The organism is Pseudoalteromonas sp. Ld20, assembly GCF_045064175.1.
Classification (GTDB): Bacteria; Pseudomonadota; Gammaproteobacteria; order Enterobacterales; family Alteromonadaceae; genus Pseudoalteromonas; species Pseudoalteromonas neustonica.
The window spans coordinates 123,586-140,855 of the sequence record NZ_JBISHB010000044.1; the positions used below are offsets into that span (position 1 = coordinate 123,586).

Sequence of the window (17,270 nt, forward strand, 5' to 3'; positions counted from 1 at the left end):
TTATTACACCTAAAATACACATTCCCTATAAAAGATATAAATATACGACGTTAGCGTCATTTAGGCTCATTAAATGACTTTTTATCAACATAACATCAATTAATTAAACAAAATATATTACTGAATATAGTTAAAATCTAACTGTTTGTCTGTTATTTAGTGGCTATAGTCACTATAAAAACTAAAAATGATGGTTACTTTAGGCAGGGGTAAAAAAGGGTGAATTTAACCGCTGATACTTGGGCGTGTTGTCCTTTGTGGATTGAAATTTGTTCAATCTAGGGGCGATTTAATCGCGGCGCGAGGTTTGGAATCGAGTGGGCTAAGTAAAAACCGAGCAAAGCTTCCGCGTCCTGCTCACGCCCCTTTGTTACCTCCATGTAGGTAACAAAGAGTTAATCGCCCCAAGGAATAACTCTTTAGGCAGCGCATGTTTGGCATTTATACTGCGTTATCGCCTATTTATGGGGAACACCACACTGCATAGGCGCTGCCTTGCTTAAATACCAAACATGCTGCAAAATTAATCACGAAAGGTCACACGCCCTAACCAGTTTTAATTAAATTGCAGGCATAAAAAAAGCACCCTAAGGTGCTTTTTCCGACACAACAGCAATAATTACTTGCTGCTAAGTGCACCGAAACGCTTGTTAAAGCGATCAACACGGCCACCAGTGTCTAAAATCTTTTGCTTACCAGTGTAAAACGGGTGACACGCAGAACATACGTCTAGGTGAATGTCTTTACACAAAGTAGAACGAGTTTCGAACTTATTTCCGCATGAACAAGATGCTGAAATTACTTCGTACTTAGGGTGAATACCTTCTTTCATAGAAACCTCTAGTTAAGGCCGCATCGCTCTCCAAACCCGAAGTCTGGCACCATACGTCGTTAAAATCAAAATAATTAGGACGCGTATTCTAAGCAACAACCCTGCCGACGACAAGCTTTAAATACATTATTTGCTAATAATATAAACAAAAAAAATAAACAGCCTATTTGCTGGTAGGCTTTTTTCTGCAATTTTAGTACATTATCACTCTTACTTGCTTTTATTTGAGTTGTTATGAGTTTTGTTGAAGTTGCTATAAAGGTGCCATTACATCGCACCTTTGATTATCGCCTACCTGAGCAACTTGATGGGTTGAATTCACAGCTACATGTTGGCTCACGCGTATTAGTCCCTTTTGGTAATCAACGAAAGGTTGCGGTGGTTTTAGCACTTAAAGACACAACCGAGGTGCCTTTAAATAAAATAAAAAGTATTTTTGAAGTTATTGACGACGCGCCAATATTAACCACAAGCCACCTAGATCTATTACGATTTACTGCTCGTTATTATTGCTACCCACTAGGTGAAACAATCCATATAGCGTTGCCAAGTGCACTACGCCAAGGCCATTGCCCTGATAAAACGAGTATTTCTATGGTCGCGTTAACTGAAAAAGGTGCCAAACTTCCTTCGTTAAAAGCAAAAAGCCAATTAAATTTACTTAAACAATTAGCGCAATCAGGTAAATCATCCTTAACAGAATTAAAAGCGTTAGGGTTTAATAAAAAAACCATTGATAGTCTGATCAGCAAAGAGCTCATTAATCAAAGCATTGAGCACGACAACTTGTGGCAGCAGCAAGCACCAACAGTCGGTACTAAACCAACGCTGAATAAAGAACAAGCAGTCGCCTGCACAGCAATAAATCAAAGCACTGGCTTTAATAGTTTTTTACTTGAAGGCGTGACCGGCAGCGGGAAAACAGAGGTTTACCTACAGTGCCTTGAAGAGGTGTTAAAACGCGCAGAACAAGCACTCGTCTTAGTGCCTGAAATTGGCCTAACACCACAAACAGTCAACCGGTTTCGCCGTCGTTTTCCCGACACGCCTATTATGCTATGGCACTCAGCATTAACCGATAACGAACGCCTGCAAACCTGGCGATTTTGTGAAAAAGCCAGCTGCGCAATCGTAATTGGTACTCGTTCGAGCATTTTTTTGCCTTTTTTAAAACTTGGGATGATCATTGTTGATGAAGAACATGATAGCTCTTTCAAGCAACAAGATACCTTACGCTATCACGCTCGCGATTTAGCCGCGTATCGCGCTTTTCAGCATAAGATACCGCTCATACTCGGCTCTGCTACGCCAGCTCTAGAAACATTGCATAAAGCGATTAATAATAAATATCAATTACTAAGCCTTACTCAGCGCGCACAAACCAGTACCGACAATAAATTTCAATTGCTTGATATGAAAGGCCAACCAGATCAAGCAGGCATTGCACATGCAAGCCTTGCAACCATTCGCCAACACTTAAAGCGCAACAAACAAGTCATGGTGTTTTTAAATCGCCGTGGTTTTTCGCCCACGCTAATCTGCCATGAATGTGGCTGGTTAAGTGAGTGCACGCGCTGTAGCACTAGCGCAACCTTTCATAAAGCAATTGGTCAGATGATTTGCCACCACTGCGGTGAACAACACCCAGTACCCCATCAATGCCCTGATTGCGGGAGTACACAAATATTCCCTAACGGTAAAGGCACTGAACAAATTGAAGAATTTTTAACAGGTGAATTTCCAGATACACCGATAAGCCGCATCGATCGCGATTCAACACGGCGAAAAGGCAGCCTAGAAAAAGCCCTTGATGAAATTAACTTAGGCGGCTCACGCATCTTGGTTGGTACACAAATGCTCGCTAAAGGGCATCATTTCCCGGATGTAAGCTTAGTGCTGATTTTAGACGTAGACAGCGGTTTATATTCCTGTGATTTTCGTGCTACAGAACATTTGGCACAGCTAGTTACCCAAGTAGCTGGGCGAGCTGGACGCAGCGGGGAGCCTGGGCAAGTATTACTACAAACTCATTTTCCTGAACACCCACTATTACAAGATTTGGTAAACAATGGTTATCAAGATTTTGCCCGCTTTGCGATACAAGAACGTGAGGACGCACTATTGCCCCCCATTACCAACATGGCAATTGTGCGAGCAGAAGGACACAGCATAAAACAAGTCGTCGATTTTTTAACAGATTTAGTTCCAGTGCATGGTCTAACTGGTATACAATTGCTAGGTCCAATTCCTGCTCCATTAGAGCGAGTAGCAGGTAAGTATCGTTTTCAATTACACATTCAAGCGCACGATCGCCCTCTTTTACACCAATATCTCGCGCAGATGGTCGATTATTTAAGCACCAGTAAATTAGCACAGAAGGTGCGCTGGAGCTTAGATGTAGACCCAATAGATATGATTTAAGGTAAGAAACAAAAAGCCATGGCACGACACGATTTTATCAATAAAGAACCAGGCAAACGTTCCAGTAAAAAACAAGCCCCACCAAAAAAGCCATTTCCAGTATTGTTAGTATTGCTAACTATGCTTCTTGTTGGTGGTTTTAGTTTTGGCCTGTGGTACGTAAAAAATAATGCAGATCCAAAACTTGTAGAGCAGCAGGCAAATCCAACGCAACCCACAGTAAAAGTTGAGCCCGCAAAACCGCGTCCGCCTGAGTTTATTAAAGAAATAAAAGAACACGAAATTCAAGTTGAAGTAAAAGAGCTTGAGCAAAAAGGTCCTTATGTCATGCAATGCGGATCTTTTAGAACCCATGGTCAAGCTGAAACCCTCAAAGCTAAAATTGCCTTTGCAGGTTTAATTGCTGAGATACGTGAAACCACTGGCACCAATGGTATTTGGTATAAAGTACGTTTAGGCCCCTATAAAACCAAGCGCTTAGCTGAAAGCGACAAAAACAAACTCAAGCGTAGCAAAATAACTGGCTGCGGAATTTGGCTTTGGACTTGAATTTAGCCCATTAACCCATATTAACTCATCATCAATCGCTTTTAACGAGTCGCCCCTGCGGCTCGATGATGAGGAATAACATGACCACTATTGTAAGTGTACGTCGCGGCGATAAAGTCGTCATTGGTGGCGATGGCCAAGTTTCGCTTGGCAACACCGTAATGAAGGGCAATGCCCGCAAAGTTCGACGCCTTTATAATGGCAAAGTGATCGCTGGTTTCGCTGGCGGCACTGCTGATGCCTTTACCCTATTCGAACGTTTTGAAAGCAAACTTGAAATGCACCAAGGTAACCTAACCAAAGCCGCAGTAGAAATGGCTAAAGATTGGCGAAGTGACCGCGCGCTGCGAAAATTAGAAGCCCTCCTTGCTGTTGCAGATTCAACCGCCTCACTGATCATTACAGGTAACGGTGATGTAGTGCAGCCAGAAAATGACTTAATAGCAATCGGCAGCGGTGGTAATTTTGCTCAATCCGCCGCCACCGCATTATTAGAAAACACCGATTTAAGTGCCCATGAAATTGTAGAAAAAAGCCTAACAATTGCCGGCAATATCTGTGTATTCACAAATAACTTCCAAACCATCGAAGAATTGTAATAGGAACTGCTATGTCTGCTATGACTCCCAGAGAAATCGTCCATGAACTTGACCAACATATCATTGGCCAAGCAAAAGCAAAAAAAGCCGTGTCTATTGCACTTCGTAATCGCTGGCGCCGCATGCAATTAAATGAAGATTTGCGTGCTGAAGTAACACCAAAAAATATTTTACTTATCGGCCCAACCGGCGTAGGTAAAACTGAAATAGCACGTCGCTTAGCTAAACTTGCCAACGCACCTTTTATTAAAGTGGAAGCAACGAAGTTCACTGAAGTGGGCTACGTAGGTAAAGAAGTAGAAACGATTATTCGTGACTTAGTTGACGTATCAATCAAAATGACACGTGAACAACAAACCAAAAAATTTAAGCACCGCGCTGAAGAAGCCGCAGAAGAACGCATTTTAGATGCCCTACTGCCACCGGCAAAAGATTCGTTTGGTGAAAACCAGCGTGATGAAGGCTCGTCGACTCGTCAAGTTTTTCGCAAAAAATTACGTGAAGGTCAGTTAGATGACAAAGAAATCGATATTGATGTAGCGCAAGCACAGCCCAATGTTGAAATCATGGCACCTCCTGGTATGGAAGAAATGACCAATCAACTGCAAGGCATGTTCCAAAATATGTCGGGTGACAAGCGCACTAAACGCAAACTTAAAATTAAAGAAGCGTTTAAGCTGTTAATTGAAGAAGAAGCTGCAAAATTAGTTAACCCTGAAGAGCTAAAAGAACAAGCTATTTTTGCCGCAGAGCAAAATGGCATTGTTTTCATCGACGAAATTGACAAAATTTGTAAGCGCGGTGACTCTTCAGGCCCTGACGTGAGCCGTGAAGGCGTGCAACGTGACTTACTGCCGCTAATTGAAGGTTCAACCGTTAGCACTAAGCATGGCATGGTTAAAACAGATCACATGTTATTTATTGCCTCGGGCGCATTCCAAATGTCTAAACCATCTGACATGATCCCAGAGCTGCAAGGTCGCCTGCCTATTCGCGTTGAACTTGAAGCGCTCACCGCAGATGACTTTAAACGCATTCTAACAGAGCCACACGCATCGCTTACTGAGCAACAGCGTGAGCTACTTAAAACTGAGCAAGTTACAGTAGAGTTTAGCGATGACGCAATAGAGCGCATAGCTAAAGCCGCATGGCAAGTAAATGAGAAAACCGAAAATATCGGCGCTCGCCGCCTACACACTGTGATGGAAAAGTTAATGGAAGAAATTTCATACGACGCATCAGAGCAGGCCGGTACAAGCATTGTTATTGATGCCGCATATGTTGAAAAACACCTAGGCGCATTGGTTGAAGATGAAGACTTAAGTCGCTTTATTCTTTAATTTCCTCTCTTATTTTAAGATATACTTTAAAGCCTCCAGTTGGAGGCTTTTTATTTACGCGAGTTTAGCCATGAAACAAGTCACTAAAGTTCATTATCACAGTGTTAGTAAAAACCTTGATGTTTATTTTGACGATAACAGCCATTGTACTTTTAGCTGTGAGTTTTTACGTGTTCACTCCCCTTCAGCAGAAGTACAAGGCCACGGCAACGAACCGATGAAACTCGTACTTAATAAGCAATCCGTCGGTATTAAACACATAGAACCCGTAGGCCACTACGCACTGCGCTTAGACTTTGACGATGGCCACAACAGCGGCTTATTCAGCTGGGCATACTTCAGCCACCTACAAGCCCAACATGATGAATTATGGCAAACCTACCAACAACGCATCGCAGAGCATCAAGCTAGCAAAGACAGCGTACCGATAAAGTTTGTGCCTTAATGAGCTATAAGTTTTAAGTGGTAAGTTTTAAGTTTTAAGCGATAAGTTTTAAGCTGCTCGGCGTTAAAGTTAACTATGTGGTTCTGGTTGAGTGCAACGAAGATAATCAGAAGGCGCTAGGTAGCTAGATTCTAGGTTTTCATAAGCTCTAAAATAGCCTAAACAGATTAGATTAATGAGCTTCAATCAAACCTGACCGTCGCGTTTGTGCCATGAGCGGACTGTCAGTAAGTCTCAAGTCGATATTGCTCCCCAGTCTTTGAGCATACTCCTATACACTAATGATCAACGGTCTGTTATTACTTTTGGAAAGTTCATAAGTATTAATAGCAAATATTCACCTTTTTATTAAATCTCACCATGACATTTAGAAAAAGATCTTCCACTACCGCAATAGCAATCATCAAAAGGTTCTTTTAATCCATGTTTTTTAAAAAGCTCTAATTGGCGTAATTCAATATGTTTCTTTTGTTTTTTTTCAATAAACGATGCAATTTTTTCGTCTAGATATACTTCAGGACTCCAGTTATCTAGAAGCTTAGGAATAAAAAAGGAATCAATAGCAGAAGCTGTTATACCCAATGGAGCGTTAAATAAGCCAATAATTGTAGGGTATAAAAACCTTACAGCACTTGCTTTTATAGATTTAGTCTTCTTTTTCAATACAGCGGAAACCAACTTTTCTTTATCAAAGTCATTTGATTTTAACCACTTTCTGAAGATACTCGCTTGGCCTGAATCTCTGATCTTTATCACATCATCAACGCTTAAAATATTTCTTTTAAACAAATAAAAAAGATCTGGAATCCCTTTTTTTTGTAATAAATATTCAAACCCCTCAGTTTTTGTTACTGAGTTTGAATTTAAAATAATTTTTTGTCTCAGATAAGATTCTGAAATAGAATCTTGTATTATTGATTCAGCATTGCACTTACTTTGTAAAACAAAACCTTGAGCTACCTCACAAACCCTAAGTTTAATTGATTTTTCAACTAAGTTAGGAGTATTGTCTACAACCCCCAGAGCAGTTCGCAATTCCTTAGAATTGAAATCTCTTGTAATTTCACTAATTATTTTTTCTTCATCAGAATATTCCGCATCTTGATCTATCAGAATCTTTTTTGAGTCAACTAATTGCCTTAGCTTTGACTGTTCTTTACTGCTTTGGCATTTTATATTGGTATATCCATCAAAAATATCTCTAATTGGCTTTAACTTCCCTAATACACTTAACTTTAAACCACCATCTTTCTCTAAAAATGCAAAGTCACGCAGATCATATAAGACTGTTAAAGCGTCTTCTTTCATCAAAGTCATAATATTTCGAGAGCCTAACAGCTCAATACACCTAACAAAATCATCGTACCTCAAAATCACCTTATCATGCATTAGCAAACCAAGAAATAATTGCTTAAGAGAGTTATCAAGGGCAGCATCATATTCCATTTTACTAAATGCGAACCCTGAAAATCCTTTGGGTATCTCTTCGAAACTTTGTTTATCGTTACTGTATATTGAAAAACTACCTAAAGCTTTCGGAAATGAATTAATTAATACATTTGACAAATTTATCCCTCTTCATAACTGACATCTAAATGTTTGCTCACTATAAAAAATATATATGAGAATACTATCTATACAAAATTACCTTCAGAATCGTAATAGAAACACCACTGCATATTGATTACTTAGTTAAGGTGCGATCAACGTAATACAAAAATCCCTTGGAATCATCCACTAACAAAAAATTATTTTGCTTTTGGAAATACCTGTTAGTGCCATTTCCGGACGTTCGTAACACCAGCAATAACACCGCGGAAAAACGTCCGAATTGATTGCTTTTGTTAGATTTCATTTGTATGGCCATTCATCATGCCCAAATTCAATAGTACGTGAATCATCAAACATCAAAGCATTTGTACGTGTAAATGATTTATCAGATATATCCATATAAACCTCTATCGTTACATCAAAAAACTCACCTTCTTCAACCGTAGAGCTATATGAAGGAATATAGATATACTCTTTATCCTCACTGTCCCATATAGCTGAGTCATAATCTTCACCACTCACGTCAGCGGTGAAATCAATATGCATGGAGATACTTAAAAGGGCTCTTTCCTCGTCAATTTCAATAACACTTAATTCAAGGTTCTGAATTTCAGTAACGTTTACATTCTCTACGTGAGCACCTACATCGGGCCGAAAACTAAACTCGCACTCTTTAAACTCTTCCTCGATGATGGATAGCAGCCATTCTTTTTCGGTTTCAAATATCTCATGAACTAAGTATGTTAATTTCTCTTCGGTTTTGTTGTATAAATCTATAAAATCATTGAGAGACTTCAGGTAATAGAACCCTTTATTGTTCTTGCACCATTCTTCCGCGTCACCATCACCACTAACTATATAGATTCCTTCCTTATGATCCTTAGCCCAGCTTTCTAATGAAAGAAACGATATTGCATCAGGAAATTCATCTTTCTTTTTTGCACTAAATGGTGGTGACTCATCAAAATATTTCGATAATAAGACTGAAGTATCAACGACGCTTGAGGATAGAACGGATGCACGTGAAGTGCTCACATAATCTGTCCATACTCTCTTGCCATGAGAATCCAACACGTCCTCATTTAGAACTTCATTTATGAACGAAATAGCATCGGATATCTTTACGCTTATTAAGTCAGACTCTTTAATGAATTTATTCAATGCTAGTCGGGCATTTTTGGTCTTTTCTCTTATTTTCGTCTCGACCTCTTTTACAACGACATCAGTGAGAACTAAGTTTATCATTCGCCAAGAAGCTAGCTCCCGAAGGCGCTTCAAAGCTGACCGCTCTAGCTGAATACCGTGCCTGACAAAAACTTGAGTATCTACGAATACATGCCTTGTTTTAAGCGTATCACTCAAAATATTCCCCTATGAAATCTAGCAATTTAATATTGCGTTCATCGCGCATATTTCTGCCGACGCCACGCTCACCTTTCTACAATATATACGTTTTAACAAATAACCTAAGGTACTACTATCACTCAGTTTTCTAAAACTTTAAAGAAAAGTTTAATAGAACAATATACGCGCGTAGCTCATTTTCATAAATATATGAGCAAAGAGCAGTTTGAATAATCAATTAACTCTTATATTTAGCTAATCTGAATGTCCGGTCATCGCTCATACCCGAATTCTTATGTAGCGAGCTAAGCTTAAAACTCCATAAACACCGGAGTACAACTAATGCACCAGTTAACTATATATCAGCCTAAAGAGCCTTGGAATAAAAATAAGCTTGTAGGACAAAAGTTACCTCTAAAATTACAGCAAATATGGGCTATCCGAATACGACTAGAACTTTTTCATAAAATAAGAGATCTAGCACTATTTAACCGTAAGCGTCTAGCAAAGTGCACCTGCCAATAGCTCATCAAACCGATTAAGCTATTTCTTAATTTCAATTAGGAGATAGCCATGAGAAAAACACGTAGCCTTGAGCAGTGGCGTAACATTATCGAAGAACAACAAGCCAGCGATTTAACTATTACTGAGTTTTGCCAGCAACATGCCTTATCTAAAACAAGCTTTTATGCGGCACGAAGTAAGCTTAATACTGAATCCAGTCGTTTTGTTCAAGCAAAAGTCACTAAACACGTCGCCCCCACTGAACAGCAACAGCCGATCATGCTTACTATCGGCAGCGTAAAAATTAGCTTACCACCCACAATGCCTGTCGCTTATTTGAGTCAATTATTACGTGAGCTTGCCTTATGAAAATGTTTGTTGAACCCGCGCGTATTTACTTGCATCGTGACGCCGTGGATTTTCGAAAGTCCATTGATGGTCTGGTCGCACTCGTTGAAAGCGAGCTTGAACGTGACGCTTACACTGGCGCATTATTTTTGTTCTGCAATAAATCGAAAGATAAACTCAAGCTGGTTTACTGGGATAAAACGGGGTTTGCTTTGTGGTACAAGCGTTTAGAAAAACAAAAGTTCAAATGGCCAAGTAAAGTCAGTTTGCAAGAATTTGAACTCAGTCCTGGGCAATTGGATTGGTTGTTGTCGGGATATGATGTGCTTGGTCATGAAGAATTGCAGTATCAATAATGATCTTGTAGTGCATGACTACATATCAACGTGCTTACAGCACCTTGCTGAGCAGCCCGGTGACCTTGAACCGCTATTACCTTGGAATATTAAGCAAGGCTAGGTGTCGTTAGCTATACGCTTACATTTAACCTAGCCATAGATAGCAAACTAAGAGGGTGTGATTTAGTTTCACTAAAAGTTAATGACATCGCACATGGTAAAACAATCCAATCAAGGGCAATAGTCGTTCAAAAAAAGACTGGTATGCCTGTTCAATTTGAAATTACTGGAAATACAAGGAAATCAATTGTGGCGCTCATAGAGCAATTTACTCTCAATTCTTATGATTACTTGTTTAAGTCACGAATTCATTCCTCTGAACACCTTTCAACCCGTCAATATGGACGTATAGTTGATTCTTGGGTCACCTCAATTGGGTTAGATAAGACTCAATATGGCACTCATTCTATGAGACGTACCAAACCATCACTAATTTACAAAAAAACTAAAAATTTAAGAGCCTGTCAGCTTCTACTTGGCCATAGAAAACTGGAGAGCACAGTCAGGTACTTGGGAATAGAAGTTGATGATGCGTTAGAAGTATCAGAACAGATCGATGCTTAAATTTGAACCTAAGCCAGACTCGAAGTTAGAGTCTGACACGTGCCATCAGCAGACATTGGTAATGCTGCCAATATAGGCAGTCCAACCAAATTGCTGGCGTTTGTGATTAGCCTTATTAGCTTACTTTTTCCAATGTATAAATAATACCTTGTCGAGGTAATACCCCACCTTCTACTTTGAAATTTTTATGAGTATCACCCTCAGAAATTATTTTTAGCTCATTAGATAAAGATGGATAAACAGTAAATATATAGCCTTTTGGAAATACAGCATTTATATTCAAATCAATTATTGGATACTTAGTGTGTTGACAATCATATACTGTGTCAGTGAATATTGTCGAATACTCAAAAGTTGATTCTATATAGTCATTAGATGGAACTGTTACAGTATACTTAACTAACTTCCCACCACTTTCAGTATCTTCAATTGTAATATTTTTATTGTTATCTGTATTCAATGGATCATATTCAATTAAAGCGGTACCGTCACTTGATAGACATCTAGCCATATTTATAGTTTGATCTCCTGAAGATAGGGGTTCCATAACTATTTTTACAGGATCTGTAACAGGCTCTTTACTAACATTATGTAATTCATAATGTGTTGTAGCCGTCATTTTAATTTCCCCATCAACCTCTTCAAAAACATGCGTCCAATGAGCTTTTTTTCGGATTGCTTTGTTTTCTATTATTTCAGTTTTCACTATTTGGAAAATTTCTTTCGGGATAAGAGTTTTGAAAAGGGCATCAAATACATTTACATTTACTGCTTCCCTTAACTTTTCTAACTCCTCTTCATGTTTTTCTTTTTGGTCTTGCTCTAACTTTCTTGCCACAAATATTGTTGCGAACAGAGCTACAGCTAAACCATAGAAAAAATTCGCAACCAACTTATAGCTCTGAACAATAGTTGGAACAACAATTATTGTTTTAGTTTCTGTCTGATTTGGACCCGTAGCCACATTTACACTTTGATAAGTTACAGGGTAATTGTTTGCTTGGAAGTCAATGGCAACACCAACGATTACTATAGATAGAATGAATAGTATCCACCCAAATGATTTTGCATAATATTTTTTCTGACTCATTATTACCTCGGTGATTATCGAATAGACAATCAGCTAACATTTTAGTATTTGTGCGACACGTAGTTTATGTCGCTTAATCGCTTGTTGGGTGAATAGCTACCAGCTCAGTGTGAGAGCGTTGGTGTTGTTTATGCTATGGGAATTTGCTTTTTAGAGGCTCAAGCTAAATCAGCTTACCTATTATAATTTCAGCTTTCCCTGCATTGCTCAGCTTTTATTAGGTAGCCATTACACCTAAATTCTACTCGATAAGCAATTATATTTAGTCAACCCCGCTGAGCGCTCGTTGCTGAAGTACGCCTATGTGCCAATTGCAGACGGTCAGGAGTTATAATGTCTGTGGTCAAGGTTTGACTCCTTTGGCTTCACTTACATCTCCCTATAAACAAAACTAAGTTTCCTATTAAGCGATACAGCTAACCTCACCACCAAAATCCAATCTGGTCGACAAAAAAATAACTATTTGGTCATTCCCAAGAATTAAAAATTAAACAGGTTCAAGTCATAAACCAAAATAACTATTTCAACATGTAGAGCTCTTTCTCAAAGTCATTCAAACCACCTAAATGAATTACTTTAAGAATACAGTTAGATAATATGTGTGATGCTTTATCAAGGACATCCCTAGAGGGCACCTCCTTTCCAACATCCCTTACCGGAACGACATCTTTAACCTTGGCATTATGGATAGCAGACGAGCGAATGTTGTAGAAGGCTTTTAAGTAGTTATAATTCACTTCTCGCTCCTTATATTTATCTGAAGACAGCTTGGCACCAAGTAATCGTACTTGTAACGACAGCTGTTCTGAACTTTCACTCTTCGTTAGAATTGATTCAGCACACATCCCTAAATCAACCGCCTTATCAACAAGGTCATGAGAATTCATAGAAGACGATTTACGTTTAAGCGCCAATTCAGTCGCCCCTTTGGTTTTACTATTTAACGCGTTGTACTTGCTAAACACGTTCCTCAACGTGTCTTTATCATCAAAATACAAATCATCATTGTAAAAAGGACGTAGCACTTGCAGTGCGCTAATAATATTCATATCAATAAAGCCAGAGCATGGCACTGTATCGTCAAAAAGCATTCTATTACGCGTAATACACGCACCATATTCCTTTGTGAAGAGCGACAAGAAATTTGCCTTCAAGGTATGCGATTCTAAAATATCGTGAAGTGATCTTCTTTCATCACGAACCACATCGTCATAATCATGAACATCAAACACATTTTGATGAACTGTGGTTACGATAAAAGAAGGCCTATCCCCAGGGTAATCACGACTGATATCATACCAATCCCTATTAATCCTGTTTTTAACCCCATCTGGGAGCGCTTCAAACCCACAAATACGCGTATTCTCATCAAAATAATAGTTTGCTCAGGATAAACGCCTTCCACCAGTGAAATAAGATGCAAAGGAACGGTTTGGTTATCTGCAAAATCAAGAAAATATTTAAACGCTTGCTTAGCATCTACATCATTCGCTTTCTTACAAAGCCACTTAGCCACATCAAACGGGGATATTGTAGTGCGACCTGTTGACGTTCCCCACAATCTGTTTACTAAGTTAGGATAACTCGCTAATAACGCATCCATTAATTTAAGCGGCTTTTTAGCCACCCCACCTTTAACAACCATGCTTCGCCAATCAACAAGTGGACTCACCATTTTCAAAAAGTGTTCATCTTTACGACACTCGTCTATAAGTGAGATTATGTCCTTTTGATACGCTTCCATACTCTTTCCATTACACGTTCAATTCACGCGCTATAGCAGGCCCATTGCCACACTAAAGCCCGCTCTTTGATTATTAAAGCCAATTGGGTCAAAAAACTTGATTTCATACACCATAATTTACCACTGTACTGTTATAGCTCAAAGCTGAACTACTTCAAAGTGCCAAAAATGGACGGTGGTAACGCTTTGTTATAAATTTATTTATCCAATTCTGATTTGTCTTTTAAAACGAAACCATCTAGTCGCCCTTTATGGAAAACACGCTGAACTGACATTACAGCCTTTGCTTGATAATAATCGATACCGGCTGCAACCATCTGTTCCCTTATTTCTATCATTTTAACGAAACTTTCAGCCATAAACTTTTGTGCTTTTTTGTCTAACGATTCCCATAGCGGCATATAAAGATGCTGATGTACATTTACAAAAAAAAGCCCCTCTTTAAGAACAAATTCTGAAGGAGAAAACTCTACAACTACTACTAATTTTTCATTTTCTATATCGTCGTAATCAAACCAGTTGCAGCCAATAGACTGAACTTGATTATCATCGATCATAATGCCATCCGGTCCACATAAAGAATCTAACAATGGCTTTATTATATTGTCTATATCGGCAGACGCAGTGGTTTCATACCTTTTTTGCTCATGGCTATACCATTCAATTGAAATCTTCACGTCACCCGAAAGTAAAAAACTAACTGACTTTAATTCTTCAACCACAAATTCTTTAAATTCTGATCTTCTATCAGACTTCGCTTGAAGTGACACAGGAGATCTTTTTATTTCAAAAGAAAACCTACCATCTTCTGATGGTCTCTTTCCGTCTAGCATAAAACTCCTTAAACTTATAACAACTTTATCAGAGGACACTTTCCTCTTAATATTACCAAGCTAATGACAACTCACCTGGATTTCCTTGTTATGTGCGATTATAAAAAATATAGGTTTGCTAGCTAATATGTGTAGTTAGTATTTTTCAAATACCACCTTTCACTATGGTTGATCTATATCAGCCATAACTTGCAATGAGGCGACAGTGATTATCCAATTTTGTTAGAAATGTGTGAATGCTCGTTTGAGGCGTCAAGTCCCTATATTGTCCTGTAATTGACTGAGATTGATCCGCAATAATTAGTGCTGCTGCCGTGTAAATGTTTTTTAAAACCAATTTTTTACAAAGCAAGTCATATCGTTCTAAGTATGAAACTCCCTGAACCCTGGGATAAATACCCAATGCATTGGGTCGATAAGTAGTACCTCTAATGCTTTCATCTGCAAGAAAGCCAGGCATTACTGGAAAGTGGTTCATATTAATAGATGGAAAGTTACGACTAGCTACAGAATCTTCTACTAGAATCAGGTAGCCTGTAAATATTTCAGCATCAGTTCCAAAAGCTCCTTCTTCGATAGCGGTGTGGAGATCAGTGCCGCTACCAAGAACTTCCTCTGTCCTGTTATTAAAGTTATTCCCAATTGATCCAACTTGAGATTTCAACTCAATAGCTGCAACTAAACGCCCCCTAGAAACGGCGACCACATCCCAGGACTTATGGGGTCTGAAATATCCGGGTAGTTGGGAAGCCTGCTTATTTGTGTGTATTTGTACCTCGGGTATTCCTGAGTGCAAAATAACTGAGTTGATGACTTCAATAAATCCATCTAAAGTTTTTCCACCAAGAACTCCTTGCCCTCCAGATCTAACATTCCAGAAGTTTCTAACCGCATTATTTATCATATTCGACATTTAGTACCCTAGTATCTGCTTTTCACTTTCAGAAAAATTATACAGTGAAAAAACAATTTTCTTAGCCTCTGAAAGATCACCAACTACAGCAGCATTTTCTAGCTGAAGTCTGGTTGTTTTGGAAATATTTTTCCACTGTGGTAAACGAATTTTCCTCAAATGTTGCGCTTGAAATCTTAAATTTCCACCTGAAACCTTTGTTGAATATACAGAAACAAACAACTGCCCTAAACCTGATAGGAGAACTGCTTGCAACGCCCTTAAGCTCCAAGATTCTGAACATATATAATAGATTGAGTTATTAGGATGAAATCCTTCACTATATATTACAGTTAATTGTGATTTTATATCTGGTATTAACAATTTAGCTTTATCAGCACGTTCAGGATATACGCGATCAATAGTTTTAAACCATGCATCCGGTTGCTTTTTAGCAATGTGTCTAGACTTTAGTACCTCGGAATGTATTTCTAGGTATGATTGTAGTTTTGGAAAGCGTTCTAAGTCAATAACACCATTTTCGTCGTAAGTATTAATAAGAAACTGTTGTGCATCTCGGTGATATCCGTCCTTTAGATCTCCAGCCTTCACCATAGGGATTTTACGGCACTGCTCAATATCAAGATTGCCATTTACAACATATACTTTATTATTTCCAGTCGCAGCACCAATGTAAATTTTACAACCAGAATCTTCGATTAATGGAAACTCACTTTCTAATCTACTGATTAACTTTAACTCATCGGGCGAGCCAAACATCCAAGGTTTATCAGAGTTCACAACATCTTTTCTTACAATAGCGCCTTCGAAGTCAACGATATTTCTATTTAATGATCTAGCTACCAAATTAGAGAATAACTCATCAATGTTCGGATTATGAATGATGATGGTTTGTTTATTGCTTTGCTTGGAGATTTGCGTTATTGCTGGGTATGTAAGTACTTCTGCTTTAAAAGCATTTTGCCCATACAAATCGACAAATAGATCAAGTTGATATGAATTGGAAATATATTTTCTCAGGGATGATCCATATCTGTTTTTCGTCCATCGATCTGTACAAATAAAAGAAAGAACACCTTTATTATTGAGTAAGGATAAGGATTTTTCAAAGAATGCAATATAAATATCTGCTCTTTCTTTCATCGTAGAAAATGTTTTCCTATATGCTTTAAGCAGATCTACAGGTATGTTTTCAATTCTAATGTAGGGAGGGTTCCCGATAACATGTGTAAAACGGGACTGCTTTTCCTCAAGTAAAAAGTCAGTATTTTTATACCATTGCTCAACAAGTTCTTTGGAGTCTTCAAAGCTGAAGGTAGAATTTAATACCTCAAGCGTTTTTCTTTTGGCGTTTGAAATATTCTCACTTGAAATGTCATAGGCTGTGACTAATGAATTGAATCTACCGCCATTTACAATCCCGTTTAATGATGCTTTTTTGCAAAGCTCTTTAGCTATTGCTAATACGAAATCACCTTGACCACAAGATGGCTCTAATATTCTTGTTTCCGTAAGCAGTATGGCTTGATCAATTCCTGAAGTCTTAATCATAAAATCAACGATGTTTTGTTTGGTAAATACCTCACCCTTTTCAGCTCCAGAATCACCCCAAGCTAATGCGCATTTAGATAACAACTCGTTTTCGCTTGAAATATTCACTGGTTCTGCTTAAGCCTTAAATAAATGGTGAGAAATTTTATCATAAAATCCGCATAAATTAGATCTGGCATAAATATATTATGCTGAAGTGATAAGTGGGTGTTACATTATTGCACTCGACAGATGCTCGTTTATC

The 17,270-nt window shown here is 38.5% G+C and carries 17 protein-coding genes and 1 pseudogene; 9 read left to right on the forward strand and 9 right to left on the reverse strand.

Features of this window, described 5'->3' with window-relative positions:
- Nucleotides 1–619 precede the first annotated feature (619 nt).
- A complete protein-coding gene (gene rpmE / locus ACJJVX_RS19630; RefSeq protein WP_054204885.1) occupies nucleotides 620–832 on the reverse strand; it encodes a 50S ribosomal protein L31 in 213 nt (70 codons plus the stop codon).
- A gap of 234 nt (nucleotides 833–1,066) precedes the next feature.
- On the opposite strand from rpmE, the gene priA reads away from it, so the two are divergent.
- The 5 genes from priA (at nucleotide 1,067) to ACJJVX_RS19655 (ending at nucleotide 6,186) form a co-directional block, all read left to right on the forward strand.
- Nucleotides 1,067–3,253: a primosomal protein N' gene (gene priA, locus ACJJVX_RS19635; RefSeq protein WP_064435814.1), complete on the forward strand. Its 2,187-nt coding sequence runs from the start codon at nucleotides 1,067–1,069 to the stop codon at nucleotides 3,251–3,253.
- A gap of 18 nt (nucleotides 3,254–3,271) precedes the next feature.
- Entirely contained in the window at nucleotides 3,272–3,802 is a 531-nt protein-coding gene (locus ACJJVX_RS19640; protein WP_054454770.1) for an SPOR domain-containing protein, read from the forward strand.
- 80 nt (nucleotides 3,803–3,882) lie between these two features.
- Complete coding sequence (gene hslV, locus ACJJVX_RS19645; RefSeq protein WP_054204888.1) at nucleotides 3,883–4,401, forward strand: ATP-dependent protease subunit HslV; 519 nt, start codon at nucleotides 3,883–3,885, stop codon at nucleotides 4,399–4,401.
- Nucleotides 4,402–4,412: 11 nt separating this feature from the next.
- A complete protein-coding gene (gene hslU, locus ACJJVX_RS19650) occupies nucleotides 4,413–5,741 on the forward strand; it encodes an HslU--HslV peptidase ATPase subunit (protein WP_054204889.1) in 1,329 nt (442 codons plus the stop codon).
- A gap of 70 nt (nucleotides 5,742–5,811) precedes the next feature.
- On the forward strand, nucleotides 5,812–6,186 hold the full coding sequence (locus ACJJVX_RS19655; RefSeq protein ID WP_054454769.1) for a gamma-butyrobetaine hydroxylase-like domain-containing protein: 375 nt from the start codon (nucleotides 5,812–5,814) through the stop codon (nucleotides 6,184–6,186).
- A gap of 348 nt (nucleotides 6,187–6,534) precedes the next feature.
- On the opposite strand, the gene ACJJVX_RS19660 is transcribed toward ACJJVX_RS19655, so the two are convergent.
- Both ACJJVX_RS19660 and ACJJVX_RS19665 read right to left on the reverse strand, forming a co-directional pair.
- A complete protein-coding gene (locus ACJJVX_RS19660; RefSeq protein WP_290190702.1) occupies nucleotides 6,535–7,752 on the reverse strand; it encodes an SEC-C domain-containing protein in 1,218 nt (405 codons plus the stop codon).
- A gap of 285 nt (nucleotides 7,753–8,037) precedes the next feature.
- Entirely contained in the window at nucleotides 8,038–9,099 is a 1,062-nt protein-coding gene (locus tag ACJJVX_RS19665; RefSeq protein ID WP_405633136.1) for a PIN domain-containing protein, read from the reverse strand.
- 555 nt (nucleotides 9,100–9,654) lie between these two features.
- On the opposite strand from ACJJVX_RS19665, the gene tnpA reads away from it, so the two are divergent.
- From tnpA to ACJJVX_RS19685, 4 genes and pseudogenes are all read left to right on the forward strand, one after another.
- A complete protein-coding gene (tnpA, locus tag ACJJVX_RS19670; RefSeq protein WP_405633138.1) occupies nucleotides 9,655–9,954 on the forward strand; it encodes an IS66 family insertion sequence element accessory protein TnpA in 300 nt (99 codons plus the stop codon).
- Nucleotides 9,951–10,289 carry an IS66 family insertion sequence element accessory protein TnpB gene (tnpB, locus tag ACJJVX_RS19675; RefSeq protein ID WP_405633141.1) on the forward strand — a complete coding sequence of 113 codons (339 nt, stop codon included), beginning with the start codon at nucleotides 9,951–9,953 and terminating at the stop codon, nucleotides 10,287–10,289. The genes tnpA and tnpB overlap by 4 nt, the downstream gene beginning before the upstream one ends.
- Entirely contained in the window at nucleotides 10,267–10,392 is a 126-nt protein-coding gene (locus tag ACJJVX_RS19680; RefSeq protein ID WP_405633144.1) for a hypothetical protein, read from the forward strand. Before tnpB ends, ACJJVX_RS19680 begins: the two co-directional genes overlap by 23 nt.
- A 26-nt stretch (nucleotides 10,393–10,418) precedes the next feature.
- Nucleotides 10,419–10,895: pseudogene (locus tag ACJJVX_RS19685) on the forward strand (tyrosine-type recombinase/integrase); the annotation flags it as partial.
- A gap of 115 nt (nucleotides 10,896–11,010) precedes the next feature.
- Here the strand turns inward: ACJJVX_RS19685 and ACJJVX_RS19690 are convergent.
- The 6 genes from ACJJVX_RS19690 to ACJJVX_RS19715 all read right to left on the reverse strand — a co-directional run bounded on the left by ACJJVX_RS19690 (nucleotide 11,011) and on the right by ACJJVX_RS19715 (nucleotide 17,134).
- Nucleotides 11,011–11,985, reverse strand: coding sequence for a hypothetical protein (locus tag ACJJVX_RS19690; protein WP_405633146.1), 975 nt, complete (start codon nucleotides 11,983–11,985; stop codon nucleotides 11,011–11,013).
- 518 nt (nucleotides 11,986–12,503) lie between these two features.
- The gene (locus tag ACJJVX_RS19695) at nucleotides 12,504–13,124 is read right to left on the reverse strand and encodes a hypothetical protein (protein WP_405633148.1); all 621 of its coding nucleotides are present in this window, start codon (nucleotides 13,122–13,124) and stop codon (nucleotides 12,504–12,506) included.
- A 110-nt stretch (nucleotides 13,125–13,234) separates the two neighbouring features.
- Entirely contained in the window at nucleotides 13,235–13,729 is a 495-nt protein-coding gene (locus ACJJVX_RS19700) for a hypothetical protein (protein WP_405633150.1), read from the reverse strand.
- A 197-nt stretch (nucleotides 13,730–13,926) separates the two neighbouring features.
- A complete protein-coding gene (locus ACJJVX_RS19705; RefSeq protein WP_405633153.1) occupies nucleotides 13,927–14,562 on the reverse strand; it encodes a RusA family crossover junction endodeoxyribonuclease in 636 nt (211 codons plus the stop codon).
- 178 nt (nucleotides 14,563–14,740) lie between these two features.
- Entirely contained in the window at nucleotides 14,741–15,475 is a 735-nt protein-coding gene (locus tag ACJJVX_RS19710) for a PaeR7I family type II restriction endonuclease (protein ID WP_405633155.1), read from the reverse strand.
- The gene (locus ACJJVX_RS19715) at nucleotides 15,476–17,134 is read right to left on the reverse strand and encodes an Eco57I restriction-modification methylase domain-containing protein (RefSeq protein ID WP_405633158.1); all 1,659 of its coding nucleotides are present in this window, start codon (nucleotides 17,132–17,134) and stop codon (nucleotides 15,476–15,478) included.
- Nucleotides 17,135–17,270: the final 136 nt, after the last annotated feature.